The sequence below is a fragment of the Rhodococcus koreensis genome, assembly GCF_017068375.1.
Classification (GTDB): domain Bacteria; phylum Actinomycetota; class Actinomycetes; order Mycobacteriales; family Mycobacteriaceae; genus Rhodococcus_F; species Rhodococcus_F koreensis.
Genome location: NZ_CP070610.1, coordinates 1071593 through 1089774, shown reverse-complemented (window position 1 = coordinate 1089774; position 18182 = coordinate 1071593). Strand labels below are relative to the sequence as shown.

At 67.3% G+C, this 18182-nt stretch carries 15 protein-coding genes and 1 pseudogene; 10 read left to right on the top strand and 6 right to left on the bottom strand.

Translation table 11 applies throughout. The features are described from left to right. The first annotated feature begins 64 nt into the window (after positions 1 to 64). Positions 65 to 2557, top strand: coding sequence for an SEC-C domain-containing protein (locus tag JWS14_RS45880; RefSeq protein ID WP_206016812.1), 2493 nt, complete (start codon positions 65 to 67; stop codon positions 2555 to 2557). A gap of 351 nt (positions 2558 to 2908) precedes the next feature. On the opposite strand, the gene JWS14_RS45875 is transcribed toward JWS14_RS45880, so the two are convergent. Continuing rightward, a complete protein-coding gene (locus tag JWS14_RS45875; protein WP_206016811.1) occupies positions 2909 to 3541 on the bottom strand; it encodes an RES family NAD+ phosphorylase in 633 nt (210 codons plus the stop codon). Continuing rightward, on the bottom strand, positions 3538 to 4131 hold the full coding sequence (locus JWS14_RS45870) for a helix-turn-helix domain-containing protein (protein ID WP_206016810.1): 594 nt from the start codon (positions 4129 to 4131) through the stop codon (positions 3538 to 3540). Before JWS14_RS45870 ends, JWS14_RS45875 begins: the two co-directional genes overlap by 4 nt. A 1044-nt stretch (positions 4132 to 5175) precedes the next feature. Here JWS14_RS45870 and JWS14_RS45865 point away from each other — a divergent pair. Together JWS14_RS45865 and JWS14_RS45860 are read left to right on the top strand one after the other, a co-directional pair. Next, on the top strand, positions 5176 to 5487 hold the full coding sequence (locus JWS14_RS45865; protein ID WP_206016809.1) for a calcium-binding protein: 312 nt from the start codon (positions 5176 to 5178) through the stop codon (positions 5485 to 5487). 8 nt (positions 5488 to 5495) lie between these two features. Continuing rightward, complete coding sequence (locus tag JWS14_RS45860; RefSeq protein ID WP_206016808.1) at positions 5496 to 6842, top strand: helicase-associated domain-containing protein; 1347 nt, start codon at positions 5496 to 5498, stop codon at positions 6840 to 6842. Positions 6843 to 7660: 818 nt separating this feature from the next. On the opposite strand, the gene JWS14_RS45855 is transcribed toward JWS14_RS45860, so the two are convergent. Both JWS14_RS45855 and JWS14_RS45850 read right to left on the bottom strand, forming a co-directional pair. After that, the gene (locus JWS14_RS45855) at positions 7661 to 7846 is read right to left on the bottom strand and encodes a hypothetical protein (protein WP_061697184.1); all 186 of its coding nucleotides are present in this window, start codon (positions 7844 to 7846) and stop codon (positions 7661 to 7663) included. 109 nt (positions 7847 to 7955) lie between these two features. Next, a complete protein-coding gene (locus JWS14_RS45850) occupies positions 7956 to 8276 on the bottom strand; it encodes a hypothetical protein (protein ID WP_241031825.1) in 321 nt (106 codons plus the stop codon). A gap of 170 nt (positions 8277 to 8446) precedes the next feature. Between JWS14_RS45850 and JWS14_RS45845 the strand changes: the two genes are divergently transcribed. The 7 genes and pseudogenes from JWS14_RS45845 (at position 8447) to JWS14_RS45815 (ending at position 16126) form a co-directional block, all read left to right on the top strand. Further along, positions 8447 to 9391 (top strand): phospholipase D family protein, encoded by a 945-nt coding sequence (locus JWS14_RS45845; RefSeq protein ID WP_206016807.1) that lies wholly within the window; start codon positions 8447 to 8449, stop codon positions 9389 to 9391. Between the two features lie 159 nt (positions 9392 to 9550). After that, the gene (locus tag JWS14_RS45840) at positions 9551 to 9958 is read left to right on the top strand and encodes a hypothetical protein (protein ID WP_241031824.1); all 408 of its coding nucleotides are present in this window, start codon (positions 9551 to 9553) and stop codon (positions 9956 to 9958) included. Between the two features lie 421 nt (positions 9959 to 10379). Continuing rightward, positions 10380 to 10547: an ANTAR domain-containing protein gene (locus tag JWS14_RS45835; protein WP_061699722.1), complete on the top strand. Its 168-nt coding sequence runs from the start codon at positions 10380 to 10382 to the stop codon at positions 10545 to 10547. Between the two features lie 34 nt (positions 10548 to 10581). After that, positions 10582 to 11133 (top strand): annotated as a pseudogene (locus tag JWS14_RS45830) (ATP-dependent DNA helicase); the annotation flags it as partial. Between the two features lie 609 nt (positions 11134 to 11742). Next, a complete protein-coding gene (locus JWS14_RS45825; protein WP_206016806.1) occupies positions 11743 to 12924 on the top strand; it encodes a tyrosine-type recombinase/integrase in 1182 nt (393 codons plus the stop codon). After that, positions 12921 to 15542: a tyrosine-type recombinase/integrase gene (locus tag JWS14_RS45820; RefSeq protein ID WP_206016805.1), complete on the top strand. Its 2622-nt coding sequence runs from the start codon at positions 12921 to 12923 to the stop codon at positions 15540 to 15542. Before JWS14_RS45825 ends, JWS14_RS45820 begins: the two co-directional genes overlap by 4 nt. Beyond that, on the top strand, positions 15539 to 16126 hold the full coding sequence (locus JWS14_RS45815) for a DUF6262 family protein (RefSeq protein WP_206016804.1): 588 nt from the start codon (positions 15539 to 15541) through the stop codon (positions 16124 to 16126). The genes JWS14_RS45820 and JWS14_RS45815 overlap by 4 nt, the downstream gene beginning before the upstream one ends. 457 nt (positions 16127 to 16583) lie before the next feature. Here the strand turns inward: JWS14_RS45815 and JWS14_RS45810 are convergent, their stop codons facing one another. Beyond that, positions 16584 to 16736, bottom strand: a complete 153-nt coding sequence (locus tag JWS14_RS45810) for a hypothetical protein (protein WP_167114954.1) — start codon at positions 16734 to 16736, stop codon at positions 16584 to 16586. A 348-nt stretch (positions 16737 to 17084) separates the two neighbouring features. Beyond that, positions 17085 to 17894, bottom strand: coding sequence for an N-formylglutamate amidohydrolase (locus JWS14_RS45805; protein ID WP_206016803.1), 810 nt, complete (start codon positions 17892 to 17894; stop codon positions 17085 to 17087). Between the last annotated feature and the right edge of the window lie 288 nt (positions 17895 to 18182).

Below are 18182 nucleotides of genomic sequence, written 5' to 3'. Positions count from 1 at the left end.
TTCGGATTAGCGACGAGTAGGCTCCTTTCGACGAGCGCCCGGACACATCGCATACCCTGGCCCGGTGACCGATCCGACAGATCCCACTGCCGAAGCCGCCATGGTCCTGCTCCGCGAGCACGGGCCCATGCATACCGACGAATGGGCGCGGCGGTTGGTCGCCGAGGGGCACGGCTATCTCGCCGACATGGAGGAACTCGCCGAGTACATCGGCCATCCCCGGCTCGGCTACCTGGCGGACGGTCGCAGCGTGGCCCTCGACGCCCTGCTCGCCGGACGCGTGCTCACCCACCGGCTCACCGAGGCGGAAATCGCGTCCGGCATCCTCGACGCCCACCCGGACCTGACGCCCCTGCTGCCGTTCGACGACCACGACCCGGCCGCAGGCGGGCTGAGCACCCTCTTCCGTGACCTCGACGACGACGTATTCGACGAGCGCGGCGTCGACGATCCCGACTGGCCGACGGACGCGGCGCTGCTGCTCGAACCGGACGCACTCGTCGAATTCCGGGCCGGTGACCTGGTCGCGCTCGCCTTCGTCGACGGCGAGCTGCGGCTCACCGCCGCGGCGACCCCACCCGCACCCGCACCCGATCTCGCTGTCGCACTGGCCGACCTGGTGCCGATGGACCGCCCCGAGCCCCTGGACACCATCATCTGGCAGCTGATGGCCGACGACCGGGCCCTGTTCGCGGCGCCGACCACACCGCTCGGCGACCTGATCACCGACGCCGGATACGTGTGCGACGGCGACGACATCGCGGTCCGGGGATTCGACTTCGCCGCCCATCGCGGGAAAGCGCACGCCGCGACGGTCACGGCGGCTCACCACCTCACCGACGACGAGACGGAAGCGGTCATGGCGTTCATCGCCCTGATCGGCGTACTCGAGCGCACCCCCGCCAACGAGCGCGAACGCGCTGTCGACGCGGTCGTGACGAGCACGAGGGACCGCTTCGCCGGGCTCGCCCGCCCGAACGCGGCCCGCGCCGCGTTCGGCGAGGCGTACGCCACCTGCCGCGCCGGCACCGAAACCCTGCACCTGGCCTCCACGGTGCTCCGCGACCGCGGTCCCCGCAAGATCGCCCCGACCGCGCATTGGCTGGCGGGCAAGGCGGCCGAACTCGACGGACGGACCGCGGACGCCGAGCGGCACTACGAGCGAGCCCTGGCCGTGGACCCGAACTGGGACGAGGCGCTCGAGGCTTTGGCCCGCTTCGCGTCCGATCGTGGTGACGCGGTGCGGGCGATCGGGCTGCTCGACCGGGTCGAGGGTGCGTATCGCGAACCCCTGTACGACCTGCTCCAATCGTTTCTTCCTGTCGACCGGCCGGACCTGGGGCGCAACGATCGGTGCTGGTGCGGATCCGGGCGCAAATACAAGGCGTGCCACCTCGGCAAGGCCGAACACCCACTCGAGCAGCGGGCTGGGTGGCTGTACCAGAAGGCGGGCTCGTTCGCGCAGGGCATCGAGTGGCGACCGCTGCTGATCTCGCTCGCCCAGATTCGGTCCGCGCACGACGACGATCCGATGGCGCTGTATCACGCGCTCGACGACCCGCTGGTCGCGGATGTGGTGCTGTTCGAATGCGGAGCCTTCGCGCGGTTCGTCGCCGAGCGCGGCGTGCTGCTGCCCGCGGACGAACTGCTCCTCGCGCAGCAGTGGTTGCTCGCCGAGCGGTCGGTGCACGAGGTGGAGGCGGTGCGTGCGGGCGAGGGGCTGACGCTGCGCGACGTGCGCACCGGCGACCGCCTGGAGGTCACCGAGCGGACCGCCAGCAGGCAGTTGCGGGCCGGCGACTTCTTCTGCGCCCGAGTCGTTCCCGCCGGTTCCACGATGCAGATCTTCGGCGGCATCGAACCGATCGAGCCCGGACAGCGTGGTCGGCTGATCGAGTTGCTCGATTCGGAATCCACCGACCCCGAGGAGCTCGTCGAGTTCCTCAGCGCCCGGTTCGCGCCGCCGCGACTGGTCACTCCCGACGGGCACCCGATGGTGGCGTGCCGGGCCGTCTTCGAGGTGGCCGACACCGCCGGGATCCGACGCAGGCTCAGTCGCCGCTTCGGCGCCGCCGACGCAGACCGGTGGACCTGGACCGAGCAGGGCAGTGTGCTCGGCGTGCTGAACCTGGCCCCCGGCACCGACCCCTGGGTGCTCGAGGTCGAGGCGATGAACGAGCCGCGGTTCGAGTCGCTGGTCGACGCCGTGGGCGCCGCCGATCCCGGGGCGAGACTGCGCGAGCAGACCCGGACACCGGCATCCGAGCTGATGGCTCAGGCTCAGGCTCAGGCTCAGGAAAACGTTCGGCCGACACACCCCATCGACCTCGACCCCGAGGATCCCGCGATCGCGGCGGCACTCGACGAGCACATCCGCGGATACGAGCAGCAGTGGCTCGACGAGGCGATCCCCGCCCTCGGTGATCACACCCCGCGCGAGTGCGCCGCCGACCCCACCCGCCGCGACGACCTGATCCGGCTGCTCGACTCCTTCCCGCAGGAGGAGCGGCCGGGGGCGATGAGCGTACGGCGACTGCGGGAGGCATTGGGGCTCTAGGATTCCGGCTGCCACTCACGCACCGAAACCGGCGACGTCGTTGCCCAACGGTGACGACCGTGGCCCGCTGCGCGAGGGCGAGGGCGAGGGCGGCACGGTGGGCGTCGATGAGAGTCGATGAGCGGGTTTTCCGCCCGTGCCCGTGGGTGTCCACCGGGTTCGTAGCGCTGCGAGGTGTCCGACTCGGATACCGGCACGACCACGGACGGTTGACCCAACCAGGCTTCAGGCGGCGTCGAGCGCCTGCTCGACGGTCAGCGGTGTGCGGTATGCGCTCGGGATGGCGGCGATCCGCACCAAACACGGCGACGCAGATGCAGTCGAATCCGATCGGTGCGGGCCGGGACAGAGTTAGACCGTCGATGCGTATCCGATAGTGCGTGCGGCGGTGCGGAGGATGGGCCGCACGCGCGGGTGATCGAGTGGTCGAGTGAACTCGGGGTCGGCGGGGAACGAGTCGGCGGCGGGGTTCCACAGCACGACGTTCGGACGGCCGGTCATGGTGGACGGTACGTACAGACCGTCGAGGTGCGGCCATGTCAGGTGGATGGTGCGCGCCCACGTTCGGCACACGGTACGCGGTCCGTGAAGCAGTGCGTACGAGGCGTGGTGACGTACCAGCCAGGTTTCGGTGAGATTCAGCAGATTCAGGGGACGGGTCGGGCGCCACCCTGTCAGGGCAGGGGCCCCGATCGCGGTGTCGATCGTCCGTGTCGCCTGGTACACCTCGGCCAGCGCGGTGGCGACATCGCAGGCGGCGTAGAGGACCCCGATGGTGGTCGCTGCCGGGGCGGGGCCGGGGTGCGGGTCGTAGCGCATGGACGCGATCGGCCCGTAGGTGCGCAGAGTCCGCCAGGACACTACGTGAGGACCGGTGGTGCGGTGGATCCGCCACAGCACACCGTCGTAGGCCAGCATGTCCTCCGGAGCAACGGTGAGCGGGGTCCGCGGTGCCCGCGGAATCTTCGGGTGCCGACCGCTCACCAGGTGTCGAGGGATTCCACGAGCGCGACCACAGGTGCCGGGTCCGCCGCCGCGGCCAGATGCTCGAGCGGGGTCCGGTCGCCGAGGTCGGGTTGCGGGGTGTGCATGAGCGCGGCGACCGACACGGGGCTGGCGGTCGAGGGGATGGCCGCCACGACAGTACTAAGCCCCGGCAAGACATCCTCACCGACGAACTGCCATCGCGGGATGCGGCGGTGCCCGTGCAGATCGAACGCCCACAGCGTGCGCGCGGTGAGCCGCCGGGACACCACCGACCTGTCAATACCGAGCAGCGCCGCTGCCTCCTTGACGTCCAACGAATCCGCGAGCGCCGTCACCGTTTGCCGCGCGATCTCCACCGCACGAGCGCGGATCTCGGCCACCGACGACCACTGGTCGAGGACTTCGCCGACGCCCTCGCCGGCGTGCGTGCGGAGGAACTCGATCTCTCCAGCCGACAACGTGTCCGACGCGGCGGGTACCGCAGTGAGTGCAGCGTCGAGTTCGCGAAGCATCTCACGGGCGGTCAGGTCGACGTGATGCTTGGCAAGCAGCGCGTCGAGCGAATCCACCTTCTCCAACGACCCCATATGCACATCTTAGCTCACGTGTGCACTGGTGTGCAGACCACGGTGCGTGACTCCAACACCTATGGAGTCGTGTCAGCCACCCTATGGAGTCGTGTCAGCCACCCTATGGAGTCGCGTCAGCCGTCGGCCTTGTGCGCTGTCGCATTGAGGCACGAAGCAGCACGAGATTGCATCGCAGGATTCTCATCCCATCGAGCTACCTGTCGCCCTGGAAGCTTCGAGAGTCCGGAGCCGAGCAGCTGAGGCAGCGGCGGGGTGACCGGTAATGAAAACCTGTTCCAATACTGCATCCCTTGTGACGATTCGCCTCTCAGATTCCGGTTTCCGGGCTGTCAGATCGCGAGCTGTTGACTCCCCGGCGCCGCTGCGGATCGGTAGCGACTCCCCGGCACCGGCGGCCGCAACGACCGCTCCGATATACCTCGTCGGTTGTGGCCTACGGCGTCAGACCCGGACGAGATACGCGATCGACCTCGTGGCGCGGGTCCACACTTGCCGCCTCGGCGATGGCAATCTTGACCCGCGCCCGTTACTCGAGCGCGGCGCGGCCCTTTCCGCCGGGCCGGCGCCCACATTGGGTCGATGACACGCCGCACATCCACGTCATCGCCCGGACGCGAGACCGCCGCCGAGGAACGCCCTTCCTCACCATCAGTGGCATCTCGCCCCTGGGGCCCGCGACCCAATGTCCACACTGTTTCCACTCCAGGCGCACCCGCCGGCCCACTCCCACGGCAACGAGGCACCAGCGAGGGATCACCCAACCAGCATCTCGGGGACCGCCTCTCCCCCATGACGGCGGACCAGGCCGATCGACCGAGCACACAATTGCGGCTCCCCCCACCATCAGGTGCAACCAGGTGACGCACATCAGCCGCCATCAGCTTCCCCGGCACTGGTGGCGTTGTCGGGAAGCATCCCCCACCTGAGCGCGCACCGTGTTGTGGAGAACGGGTCGGGCCTTGCCATCTGCCCGCCCTCCGTCGGCGGAGTGGCGCCGTGGTGCGGACCGGTCCGAGTGGGTCTCCGGCTATCCTCGGCGCCGTGACACCATCGAATCGTGCGGCGCTCGCGGCCCTGGTCGCGGAGGCCACCGTCGACTGCTACAACGACAGCGAATGCGTCACGGGGTTTTACACCATGCTCGACGAGCATCTCGTCCTGCCGTTTCAGACATTCGTGTCGGGGACCGAGGTCACCGTGTCCGGTATCGACCTGACTGCTGAGGAATGCATCGCGGTGATCTGCGTACGTGGACAGTGGCGACAGCGCATCCCCATCCTCGATCTGCCGTTGCCGACGCCTCTGCCCGCCGGTGCGCACTGGGTCGAGGCATACCGGCACTGGCTGAGGTAGGTGAGGACATGAGCGTGCACACCGGCGGCACCGGACCCCTGAGCGTGGTCGGGGAGCACCGGATACGGGAGACCGAGCAGGAAGCCTCGCTGAACCTGCACACGGTGCTGCAGCTATGCGCGGCGGGTGAACTGCGGTGCAGCGAGAAGACCCGCCGCCCCTCCGCGGCGACGGTCGCCGCCGTCGGCGCTCAGCTCGCGCACGGCGACTTTTACCTGCACGACCCGATCGCGTCGTTCGCGTGGCCGCTGATCATCCAGGCCGGTGGGCTCGCCACGGTCGAGGACGGGCGCCTCCACCTGACTCTCAAGGGCCGCACCGCCCTGCGTCGGCCGCCGGCCGAGGTCATCCGGCGGCTGTGGCAGCGCTGGCTCCCCCACGCGGTGATCGACGAGTTCAGCCGAATCGAGCAGATCAAGGGCCAGCGCGCACGCAATGTCCTCACCTCGGCCAAGACTCGCCGGCAGACGGTCGCGCAGGGATTGGCAAGCTGCCCACCCGGAGAGTGGATCAGCGTGGATTCCTTATTCACGACCATGCGGCGGAAAGGGATGAGCCCCACCGTCGCCCGCAGCGAGAGGGCGCTGTGGAAGCTCTATCTCGTCGACTCCCACTACGGCAGTCTGGGCTACGACGGCCACCACCGGTGGGAGATCCTCGAGGGCCGCTACACGGCCGCGGTGCTGTTCGAGTACGCCGGCACGCTGGGACTGCTCGACCTCGACTACCTCCACCCCACCGGCGCCCGATCGGACTTCCACGACAACTGGGGCGGCGACGATCTGGACGCGCTGAGCAGGTACGACGGACTGCTGGCGATCCGGCTCACCGCCCTGGGCTGCTACGTCCTGGGCCTGACCGATACCTACCACCCGCCCACCGATGACGAGACCACCGCGGTGCTCAAGGTCCTGCCCAACCTCGATGTCGTCGCCACCGGCACCCTGTCGCCCGGTGATCAGCTTCTGCTGTCCGCGTACGCCGCGCACACCGCGGACCGGGTCTGGACCGTCTCCGCCGCGAGTCTGTTGTCCGCGATCGATACCGGCCGCAACCTCGAGGACCTCACCACCTTCCTCGCCCAGCGGACCGAGCATGAGTTGCCCGGCTCGCTGACGACCCTCGTCAACGATGTCACCCGCCGAACCACCCAGCTGACCGACCTCGGCCACGTCTGGGTGATCGAATGCACCGATGACGCACTGGCCGCGCTCGTCACCCGAGACCGGGCGCTCCGCGGGCTGTGCCGCCCGATCGGCGACCGTCATCTCGCGGTCCCACTCGAACACGAACTGAAATTCCGCAGGGCGCTGTTGAAACTCGGCTACGCCCTGCCGAGACAGACCACTCCCTGAGCGACGTCGTCACACACCGTCGGCTCTGCACCCCGTTCTTCCGGAGGTGGGCCGTCGCGGTGGCCGAGTTCGTCTGGTGCAGGCGAGCGTTGACGGTGAACGTCCCGGTCCCGACTCCGTTGATGACCATCGCGTTCGACGTCACGACGGAATCCGGGTGGCCGGTCTTAGCCGCGACCGTCGGTGTCGCAGTCGCGGTGTTGCTCGGGGTGTACATCGATGAGAGCACAGGCTTCATCGATTTCATTTTGCACAGCAGCCACGGTCGGCGTGCTCATGGCGGCCGTGGCCGTTGTCTTGGCTGCGGGGACTGTCGAGGACGCGGACCGGGCCGGAGCAGCTGCCGCAGCGGACGCGGTCATCACCGGGGCGGTGACCTTCGAGCCGCCGGGACGACCGGTGTAGGGGGGTCGCGGACGCCGTCACCGGTGCAGCGATGGTCGCGGTTTCGGCCGCGGTTTCGGCCGCGGTCACGACGGCCGCAGGCACGCCGCCGTTGCAGTCATCGTGGGCGGCTGCCGGTTGGCATCTGCCGACACGCCGTGGTCGCCGATCGCCGTGGTCGCGGTCATCGCAACAGCCGAGTCGTGCACCCACGAAGGGGACCGCATCTCCCCGCACCCACTCATTACTGAACTGCTCGGGCACGTCGACCCGAGGAGACCGTCATGGCCCCGGCAACCCGGATTCGGTGCCCCCTTGGTCGAATGCACTCGGTTGCTGCGGTCGGTTCCGATGGCGTCACGCGTGGTTCCATGACCACCGCAGCTTCCTCGCGAAACCGAAGGCGGCGATCCTGCCGAATCGGGCCGGACCGGTCATTCCACCAGCGTGATCGGCACCCCGGGGGTGATGTACAGGTGGTGCCGGGCGCCGTCATGGGTGAGGGACATCGCCACTCCCAGGGTGTGTCCCTCGGCGAACCGTGCGAGCAGCTCCCGGGTGGCCTCGAATCGGGTCTGGCTGATGCCGTAGGTGACGCCGTTGAAGATGAGGCTGGGCACCCTATCCTCCTTGTGTTGACGGTGGATCGTTGCCGAAAGTCTCGCTGACAACCCTTCGTCCATTGGGCGGACACACCGTCGCGGCCGACGGAGACATCTGGAGGCGGGGTCACCAGCGGTGGACGACGCTCGGGTTCGGCTCGTCGTTGCCCCGGATCGCGATCGGAGTCGCCGGCGTGATCAGCAGGCGAACCGTCGAGTTCTGGCTGACAAAGCCGACGAATCGACCGTTGCCGTTGTCTTCGAAGAGACCCCGGATGTCGTCCTCGAGACCGTGGGCGGCGGCCGCATCGGCGAGCGGATATCGGACCCCGTCGTAGATCGCTTCGTAACTGATGATCCTTCTCCCGCCGGTCTCGTGGTGCTCACAAGAGTACGAGTGCCGGGCCGACGGTCGGGGCTGACGCCGACGCCGACGCGTTGTCCGCAACCGCGTGATCCGGCCGGATCGCTGCACCCCCCGGCGACTGCGGTCAGCCCGCCCCCGCGCCACCGTCGACCTCGCCAGGAGCACCGGATCGGCGGCGCCCCCTTAAGCTTCTTTTGGCGTTACCCGGGACCGGCACCACACGCAGGGCGGGCCGGTTACCGTCTGTCGGTATGGGGACCACCTTCCACGGGCCGAGTCCGTGGCCGCACATCACCCGCGCCATCCGCACCCGCGGCGCCCGGTACGCCGCGATCGGCTACCTCGGACAGGACGCGCCCGCGCTGCTCCCGCTGCGCGCGGGGGACGTCCTGGTCGTCAACGCCTCCAAGGCCGCTATCCGGACGCACGCCACCTCCCCTGCCGCGCTCGCGTACTACGTGAACAGGGGGGTGCGGGTGCTGTCGTCGCCGACCCTGCATGCCAAGGTGATCGTCACCAACGCCCGGGCGGTGATCGGGTCGGCGAACGCGTCGGAGAACTCCACCCTGGCCGACGACGCTGTGGTCATCACCGACGACCCCGACATCGTCGCCTCCGTGCGGACGTTCATCAACGGCCTCGATGAGATCACCGAGGTCGATCAGGTGTTCCTCGACGACGCGATCCTGGAGTGGGAGATCGGCCGCGCGGTTCCACTGCCCGGGGTCACCGGCAGGGTTCGCATCGAGACAGATTTCCTGCCGACGCCGGTGACTCGGATGTTCGTCAAACACGCCGTCGACTATGAACCCACCCGCACCGAACAACAGGTCCTCGACGAACTGCGGGGCCGCCATCACAGCCGCGGCGGCCCGGCGGCGAAGTACCAGCTCGAATCGCTTCGTCTCGACAGGCCCAGCGGGGTGAAGCGGGGTGACGTGATCGTCTTCGTCTCGGCCGATGACGAGTGGATTTACGCGCCGGCGGTCGTGGTGTCCGACCCCATGAAGATCCCGCGGTCCGGTGGAGCAGTTCTGCACTTCCTGCGCCTGCGCACCGGCCTGTCTCCACTCCGCCTTTCCGATGCTGAGAAGGCGCTGACCGATCTGGGGCACCCGGGCTCACGGCTGCGGACCGACCACTTCGTCCGCTCCCCTGACCTTAGGTCCGCGTTGCTGGGGTTGTGGGACCTCTGATCGTCAGAGTGCTTGTGTCAGCCTGAGAGTCAGCGCCGCAGAACCGGCGAACCCGAGCGTCGTGCGTTCGTCGCGCCTTGGCGGATCCACCCCAGAGCTCGCGACCCCGGCGGACCGGCGGGTAGGCACGTTGATCTCAGCTACCCGGACGTAGGACTCGTGTTCGAATCATTCTCGCGGGTAAGGATTCTCAGGAAATTCACCGACACCGCCGGGCCGGGTGATGCGACGATCGAAGCATGCGCCGCCGTCGTTGGCCGGCCCTCGCGCCGCCCACCACGGGAGGATCGCCCTGCACGCGGGCATGCCGATCGTGACCGAGAACGCCTCACCCTGAAACCGTCCACAGCGACCGCGTTCGCATCCGGGCTGCTGCTGCGGTTCCCGCTGTACGTCGCCGGTCTCCGCGCCGACTCCGCGCGCTACGAAACCCGGCCCCGCACCGACGCCCTCGATTGGTCGACGCAGTGGTCCTGGCCTCGGGGCGGACTCCACCCCACCTCTTTCACCCTCGCACTCGGGCCCAGCCCCTTCCCCACCACCTTCAAGTCCGATGCCCAGCGGTGACTGTGGAGACGCTGTTCGTCGAGCTGAATGCCGAGCGGGTGGTGGACGCTTCCCGGTCGCCCGGAAGCTGCCGGCAAACCGACCTGCATACCCGCACACGAGCGTCCGACGCTCAGGCAATACGGGCGATGCGAGCGGTCGCGCACATCGGACACCGGATGGTCGCGCCGATGACCCACCCGTTGATCCCGGCGAACGCCTCCGCCGAGGATTCCGGCGACCGCGGCCTGCTACCTGTCCGCGCCGCTGCGCCTGGGCGAGGATCATATCGGTGCCCTCCACCTCTACAGCGTCGACGGCCACGGTTTCAGCGACCTCGACGCCGCCCTGCTGAAGATCACACCACTGTCGGGGAAACCATCATCGGCCTCTCCCGGGACCTCGAGAGGCACTCCACGACCTGTCCGGCCTGAAAACCGCCATGGAGAACCGGGGCGTCATCGAACACGCCAAAGGTGCCCTGATGGCCTCCCGCGGGATCGGCGAGGACACCGCCTTCGCGTCCCTCGTCGACGCCTCCCAACGCGAAAACGTCAAACTCGCCGCCATTGCCCACCGGATGATCACCTCGTTGGACTGCCGATCCTGAAACCGATCCTCGACCATGCCCTTGGCTGCGTGAGCCGACCGGGCGGGCCGCCAAACGGCTGGCCGAGCTGACCGGCCACCAGGCCTGCACCGTCCACGGCCTGCTGGAGCTGCAACCCGGCGGCGACCCGAAATACGATCGCGACAACAGGCTGGACGCTGCCCTTGTTGTGGTGGACGAGTCGTCGATGATGGACGTCATCCTGGCCAACAAACTGGTCAAGGCCATCCCGGAGGGGGCTCATCTGCTGCTGGTCGGTGACGTCGACCAGCTCCCTTCCGTCGGTGCCGGAGGAGTACTGCGCGACCTGCTGTCCGCCGATACGATTCCGCGGGTGCGGTTGACGAAGATCTTCCGGCAGGCCCGCCGGTCCGGGATCGTGGTCAACGCCCACCGGATCAACGCCGCAACCGGCCCGCAGCTCACCGGGTTCGACGACTTCTTCTGGTTCGCCTGCGAACTCGCGGAACAGTCGGACCTGCACCCGGCCGAGGAGACCGCCGAGTTGGTGGTCGACATCGTCGCTCGCCGCATCCCCCACAAGTTCGGGCTTAACCCGCGCCAGGACGTGCAGGTCCTGGCACCACGGCCTTGCAATCTTGCGAGCAGAGTTTCTAGCCGCTACGCCTGCCTCCGCTTCGGTGGTTACCGCTCTGCCGGACTCGGTGCAGAGGGCCTGAGAGAGGAGTAGTTCCGGGCAGATTCGATCCCCGTGTCGTAGTTGTCGACATACTTGGCAGCTGTTTTGGTGTACTTCGAACCGATTGCTGCTGGGTCGTAGGCCATGAAGACGACGTCGGGCCGTCCGTTGTTGAACTTCCGGTATGTGCTGTAGTTCCAGCCATCGGGTGCGTAGTCGTCGTTCCAGGCGAGGCGGGCGACCGGGACGAATCCCAATTGCGCGTAGATCTTTGGAAGCACTGTGTCGAAGCAATCCAGTCGGTGTCCGCCGATTTCGGTTGCCTGAGATAGCAGCGCGTATGCCGCCCTTGGATGGGCACAATCGTTGTGCGCGAAGACAGAGACAACCTCATCGCCGTTGACTGCGACGCCGGCCTTCCCGTCGTCGGTTTTACCGACCGCAGATATATCTGTACACGCCGTTCGTCCTGCGCGACTTCCGGGACGTCCCGTGGTTGTTTACCGACCAGGGTTCGGGATGTTCGTCATGTTCAGGCAGAGACGTGGAGGACGGATGGCGATGCGAGTGGTGGTAGGGGATCTTCGGGTTCAGCGGATCGACAGGCGTAGTGGGAGGCGGTCGTGGACGATCGTCTGGCCGGAAGGAACGGAGCATCGCGAGGCGGACCGGTTCCTGCGCGAGCACGACGGGTCGGGCACCCAACGCACCTACGCCTACCTGTTGGTGGATCACCTGCGCTGGCTCGAGCGCGAGTGCCTGACGTTGGACAGGGTGGTGCTGCGGGATCTCGAACGATATATGGGCATCGTCGGCGCCGAGGTCACGATGCCGTTAGGCGAGCCATGGCGGGCCGGGAAACGCCCGTACGGGCATGCGGCGCTGTCGACTACGGCAGCCTGTTTGAAGGGGTTCTATCTGCATCAGGCTGCGCTCGGGGTGAATGCCGAGCTGGGTCGGAGGCTGGATAAGCGTCGGCTGCCGACGCGGGTGGACCGTCGGCGCGCGTTCTTGGGGCACACGACGTCATCAATGCCGGCGAACCCGTTGGCTCCGTCGGGGCTGCGGCGTCGGCACCCGAAGATGCTTCCCGACGGTGCACGCGACCGGCTGCTGGCATCGGTCCGTTCGGCACGCGACCGACTGGTGGTGACCTGGTTGGCCGACGGGGGACTGCGGATCGGGGAACTGTGTGGGCTGCATCTGGTCGATCTGCACCTTCGCGAGGATGCGGCCTGTGGCCAGTGCCGTTCCCCGCACCTGCATGTCTGTCATCGTCCCGACAACCCGAACCGGGCGGAGGCAAAGACGAAGCATCCGTGGCGGGTCGAGGACGACGCGGTGACCGGCGGGTTGGTCAAGCGGGTCAGCCCGGCCATGATCCACACCTACTTTGACTACATGAGTACCGAATATCGGTGTGGGCGCGCCGATCACGGGATGCTGCTGGTCCAGCTGCACGGTGTCGGGGCGGGGTTGCCGTGGGCGCCGGTGGGCGCCCGCCGAATGTTGGCGCGGGCCGGAGACCGCGCGGGACTGGGAAAGGTGCGGCCGCACCAATTCAGGCACTCCTTCACCAGTGCGGTGCTCGACGCATCGGACGGTAACCTGTTGATCGCCCGCGATGCGGGTGGTTGGGCGTCGGCGGCGATGGTCGACGAGGTCTATGGGCACGTCGATGTTCACGACCGGGCCTTCGACGCGGCGTTGCGGCGGGTGTGGGAGCAGCGCCGATGAGCGCCAAAGGTGCCGGTAATGCCCGTGCCGGCTTGACGCACCTGTCTCCGGATCGGCCCGGCCGGGTCGGACGCGACCGGCTCGAGATTCTCACCGCACTGATCGACGGCCCTTCATTCGATCCGACGTTCCGGCCGGACGTGATCGAGATCCCGCCACAGCATCCGATCTACCGGTGGGAGTGCGTGGTCGACCGGTGCGAGCGGCCTCGCACCGGCGGCTCGGATCTGTGCTCCGAGCACCTGCGCGGGTGGGCACGTGATCGCGAGCGCGGCGTCGGCAAGGCCGCATTCCTTGTCGCGGCCGAGCCGCTCCAGCGGCACGTGCGGGCCGAGGAGCTGGTTTGCCGGATTTGCCCCCAGCGACCGGCAGCGCACTCCGAGTTACGGCTGTGTCGACGCCACATCTTCCGGTGGGGCCACCACCAGAAGACCACCGGGCCCGGCGCGGATTTCACCGCATGGCTCACCGCACAGCCGCCGTTACCCGGTCACGGCACCTGCCTGGTGGCGGTCTGCATCGACCTCGCCGACTCGCCGCTGGGGCTGTGCCCGTGGCACGGCAAGAAGTATCAACGTGACAGCCAACCCGGCGGAGCCGTGTTACCGCCGTGGTCGTGGCACCGCTACGAACAGTTCGGTCAGCCGGTCCCGATCGATTTCACCGACGAGGCGACCTTTCGTCGCTGGTGCGCCGCGGCAGCCGCGACACCGTGGCCGGGGAAGGTAAATCTGCATGGGCTGCGGCCCCTGGTGCGCGCGGAGATCAAATGGGGTCTGTTCATCCATACCCAGCGCGCCCGTCCGACCCGTTGGGACCTCGGCTGTCTCCGCTCACTGGTGGTCACCTGCCGCGGCCGGGACGTGGACTCTCTGATCGATCTCGAACTCGGCACCGGCAGCGCAGAGGTTTTCACCGGCGCGATCGTCAAGCAGATCCTGCACGAATTGCGGCTGATCTACTTCACCCCCGCCCAGGCCAAGGAGGCCGGGTACCTCGAGACCGACTACTTCGGCGTCCGGTTCGACCAACGAGCCAGCCATGTCGACCTGACCGGCATCGCGCAGCGCTGGCTGCGGGACCTGGTCTGGGACTACTTCGCGGACATGCTGCAATCGCCCCGCTGCCCGCGGTCCGGCACTGTTATCGACGGAATGCGACGGGCAGCACTGGAACTGGGCGCCTTCCTCGAACTCGACGCCCCCGAAAGCGGGCACGACCCACGACTACTCGACGGTGAGCACATGCGGCGGTTCGTCGCCGACCAGCGCCGACGTGAGCGCGACGGGTTGCCGTCGTTGGCGATGAAACGCACCGGCCGGACGGCGAGCACCGTCACCACCACCACCCGGTCGGTGGTGTTCAACTCCCTGCGCAAGCTGCTGCGGACCGCGCTGGACAATGGTGCCGCCGACCGGATCGGTCTTGCGCGGGAGTTCATCGTCGTCGTTCCCACGGCCGGGGCCGCCACAGGCCGCACCGCACGACGACCGTTTCCCGACGAAGTCGCTCGTGCCCTCGCCGACGAGCAGAACCTGCAGCGTCTCGCCGCGGTCCACGATCCGCTGGACAAAGGGTTGCGCGACATCTGGGAAACGACCGTCACCACCGGTCGCCGCATCGGAGAAGTGCTGCAGGTCCGGTGGGATTGCCTGGGCCGCTACGGCGGACTGCCGATGTTCTGGCACGACCAGACCAAGGTCGGCAACTACGATGCCGCGATCCGCATCCCCGAGAGCCTGCACGACATCCTCGCCGAACGACAACGCAAGACCCTCGACCGGTTCACCGCCCATCACGGACGCCGACCCACCGACGCCGAACGCGCCGGGCTGGCGTTGTTCCCGACGGCCACACGCAACCCCGACGGCACCGTTTCGTTGACCTACCAGTGGTTCCACAGCAAGTTCAGCGCCTGGGTCGATTCGCTGGAACTCGGCCGGTGGGTGCCTCACCAAGCTCGCCACACTCTGGCTACCAATCTGCTGCGCGCCGGCGCGAGCCTGACCCACATCCGCGCCTACCTCGGCCAGGTCAGCGATCGGATGGCCGAACATTATGTGCACCTGTCGCATTCGGATCTCGAGGAGGTGCTGGCGCACGTCTGGGTCGCCGGGCCCGGTGCGGTCAGCCCGGGCGAATTCCTCGCCGGAGACGCCACACCCATGACCCGTGAGCAGGCCCAGGTGTTGGCGGTCGACCTGTCGAGGCGCAGCACCCCCGCCGAGGGCGGGTTCTGCACCTTCCAGCCCGTCGTCGACGGCGGCACTTGCCCCTGGAATCTGAACTGCCACAGCTGCGACAAGTTCGTCCTGTCAGGGGCGGACCTGCTGTATTGGCGGCGCAAACGCGAGCAATGGCGGCAACTGGCCGAAAACGCACCCGACGACGCCACCGCCGACTACCTGCACCAGCACTTCGAACCCACCGCCCGCGCCATCGACGGACTCGAGAAAGCACTGGCCGGGCTCGGCCTGCTCGACCAGGCACTCGCCTTGGACCTGCGCAAGCCCCAGGACTACTTCCACCGCGTCTGGTCGGTCGCCTTCCGCGCCGCCGACCTCACCGATGCCGCGCACGCCGAGAACGACCAAAGCGAAGGAGAAATCGACGCATGAGCACCCGAACCCCGACTCAGCCACGCACCGCCGCGGCGCTGGCCTCCCGCCGCCGCGACACCCAAGCCGCCGTGGACCGAGTCCACGACGCCATCGCCCGGCTCCACCGCGAACGAACCCCCGTCAGCACGGCCGCTGTCGCCCGCCACGCGCGGGTCTCTCGAACGTTCCTCTACACCAACCCCGCAGCCAGATCCGCGATCGATGCAGCGAAAGCCACAGCAGGCGAACAAGATCACCAACATCGCGCCGACTTCGACACCCGGCAGGAGGCGACCTGGCGCGAGCGGGCCCTCAACGCCGAGCACGGGCTCAAGACCGCCAACGCAGAAATCCTCGCTCAGCGCACCCACATCGGCGAACTCCTCGGCCGCATCCGCGACCTGGAAGCCGAATGGACCGAGGAATCCATCCAGCGCGTCACCACCGAGAACACCACGCTCAAACAACGCGTCCGCCAACTCGCCGGCGACAGCCGCGCCCTCGACGAACGATTGACAGCCGCACGTTCCAACCTGCGGTTCCAGGACCAGCGAATCGCCGACCTCGAGGCGCAACTGGCCGACGCACGGACCCGCCAATGATCACCACCCCAACACGGTCTGTTCCGCTCACCCGCCCCCACCGCCGAACTCCCCTAACCCAGGTCCATGTTCGCGGGGCGCGAAATCGGCATTCGACCAACCCGAGCTCGACTCGGCAAACCTGGTCCAACACGCCGGCGTCGACCAACACCAAGACATCATCGCTAACATGTAAGCTACGCATCAGCGCAGGTCAAAGGCGTATTCCGGCGTCTGCGGTCGGTAAAGTCGGTGACGAGTATCCGCATTCCGCGGTACTCGTGAGTGTCGTAGACGTAGACAGAGGCCGCGTAGGGATTGTTGTTTCGGAGTGCGAGCATCTGCTCTCGATACAGATCTGCGTCGTGTCGGTCGAGTTCGTACAGCGTGGGTGTGCTGACACCTTTTGCGACTAGTCGCTCGCGTATGTGCGATGAGAGAGTGTGTTCGGCGATGGGAGTGATCTCGCGACCGGAGATCAGAATCCGAGGGCTTCGGCCTCCACGATCTCCGGGTCGGTCCAGTACTGCTCGATCTCCCGGCGCTTGCTGTCCGGCAGGTTCGGGCGCCACCCGTGTAGACGCCAGAACGCTTCCCGTTGTTCCTGGGTCAGCGTTGGTTCGTTGCTCATGGTGATTGTCCTTTGTGGTTGGGTCCTGCTGACTATTGTGCATCGCGTGTATCTGTTGTGCGCGCAACGCTTCAGCGGCGGCCAGTCGTTGGTTGAGCAGGTTGCGAGAAGTGTCGTTGTTTTCGTGTGCGATTGCTTCGCGAAGTTCGTTCTGACCGGTGGGGGTGGAGTCGTATAGCGCGGTATGTTCTGCGACGGCGGCTTCGGCTCGTCGCACGCGTTGTTTGAGGGTGTTGTTGTCGGGATCTTCAGCTAGTGCGTGGAGTGCATCGTTCAATTTGGTTCGGGCGCGGGTGAGTCGGATGCGCAGGTGTGGGGAGCAGCGTGGTCCGGGTTTTGGCTGGCACATCAGTCGGCGGCCACTTTCGGAGTGCAGTGGGCGACGAGGGTTGCAAGCATGCTGGCGAGTGAGTCCACCTTGGCCGGGTTCGCGACGCTCGGCGTTGTGAGGTACTGGTCGCGGCGGAGTTCGATCATCACGGCGCTCACCCGCGGGTCGTGCTGGTAGCGGTTGAGGGGGACGTAGCAGCCGCCGTAGGGGGTGTTGGTGGCGATGTCGCCGAGCGGGGCGAACGCGTCGAGTGCCTGTTCGCGGAGTTCATTCGAAGTGTGGAAGTCGTCGGTGCCGAGGCAAAGCGCTGGGCGGGACTTGTTGGGGTTCTCGAATCGGGAGGGGTGTTGCGGGTAGGAGTGGACGTCGATGATGACGGCTGCGCCGGTGTTGGTGATCCGGTCGTCGACCAGGTCGGTTAGCGTGGCGGCGTAGGGCCGGTAGTAGGTGTCCATGAGGCGTTGTGCGTCCGTGGCGGGTTCGGGCCGCAGCGGTGCGCGGTTGCAGGTGCGGGTGTATACCGCTCCCCTGCCGACGGCGTTCATGGGCTCGTCGTCACCGGGAAATCTTTCGGGGTCGATGACGAGGCGGGAGAACTCGTTGGTGGCCAGCCAGGGTCGCGGGCGCCCGGATGCGAGAAGTTCCGCAGCACGGATGGCGATGTGATCTGTTGCGGTGTCAGTCGATTCGTCCAGCTCTAGCTGCAACTCGTCGTCGGTCAGGAGCATTCCGGCACGGACCGTCTCGGGGATGGAGCGGGAGGCATGCGGGACGTGCAAGATGACCGGCGAATCCGCATGGCCGGCATGAATGTGGCAGGAGGTCATTTTTTTGTTCCTTGTTGGGTTTAGTATCGCCAAACGTTGCGTAGGATCGACCGCGTCGTTCGGAGCACGGCAGGGTCGACTGATCGGTGAGTCTTCCTCCTCGGTGCCCGCATAGGATCTCCTTCTTCGATGCGCATGTGTCGAAGTCTTCGGTGGGTGGATGCCGTCGCTGCGCTAACGCGTTGGAGGTGGGTCCCGGTCGGTGACTGGCCCGGGGTCTTTGAGTGCTTGATTACGTAGTCTGCGGCGGTCGATGGCTCCGTGGGTGAGGGCGGTGGGGCGGTGTCC

Excerpts from the sequence above, each read along its gene's own strand:
- JWS14_RS45870 (WP_206016810.1), bottom strand. The coding sequence starts at position 4,131 with ATGGGGTCGTTGGAGAAGGTGGATTCGCTCGACGCGCTGCTTGCCAAG.
- JWS14_RS45820 (WP_206016805.1), top strand. The coding sequence starts at position 12,921 with ATGAGCGCCAAAGGTGCCGGTAATGCCCGTGCCGGCTTGACGCACCTG.
- JWS14_RS45835 (WP_061699722.1), top strand. The coding sequence starts at position 10,380 with ATGGAGAACCGGGGCGTCATCGAACACGCCAAAGGTGCCCTGATGGCC.
- JWS14_RS45845 (WP_206016807.1), top strand. The coding sequence starts at position 8,447 with ATGGGGACCACCTTCCACGGGCCGAGTCCGTGGCCGCACATCACCCGC.
- JWS14_RS45815 (WP_206016804.1), top strand. The coding sequence starts at position 15,539 with ATGAGCACCCGAACCCCGACTCAGCCACGCACCGCCGCGGCGCTGGCC.
- JWS14_RS45860 (WP_206016808.1), top strand. The coding sequence starts at position 5,496 with ATGAGCGTGCACACCGGCGGCACCGGACCCCTGAGCGTGGTCGGGGAG.
- JWS14_RS45810 (WP_167114954.1), bottom strand. The coding sequence starts at position 16,736 with ATGAGCAACGAACCAACGCTGACCCAGGAACAACGGGAAGCGTTCTGG.
- JWS14_RS45825 (WP_206016806.1), top strand. The coding sequence starts at position 11,743 with ATGGCGATGCGAGTGGTGGTAGGGGATCTTCGGGTTCAGCGGATCGAC.
- JWS14_RS45805 (WP_206016803.1), bottom strand. The coding sequence starts at position 17,894 with ATGACCTCCTGCCACATTCATGCCGGCCATGCGGATTCGCCGGTCATC.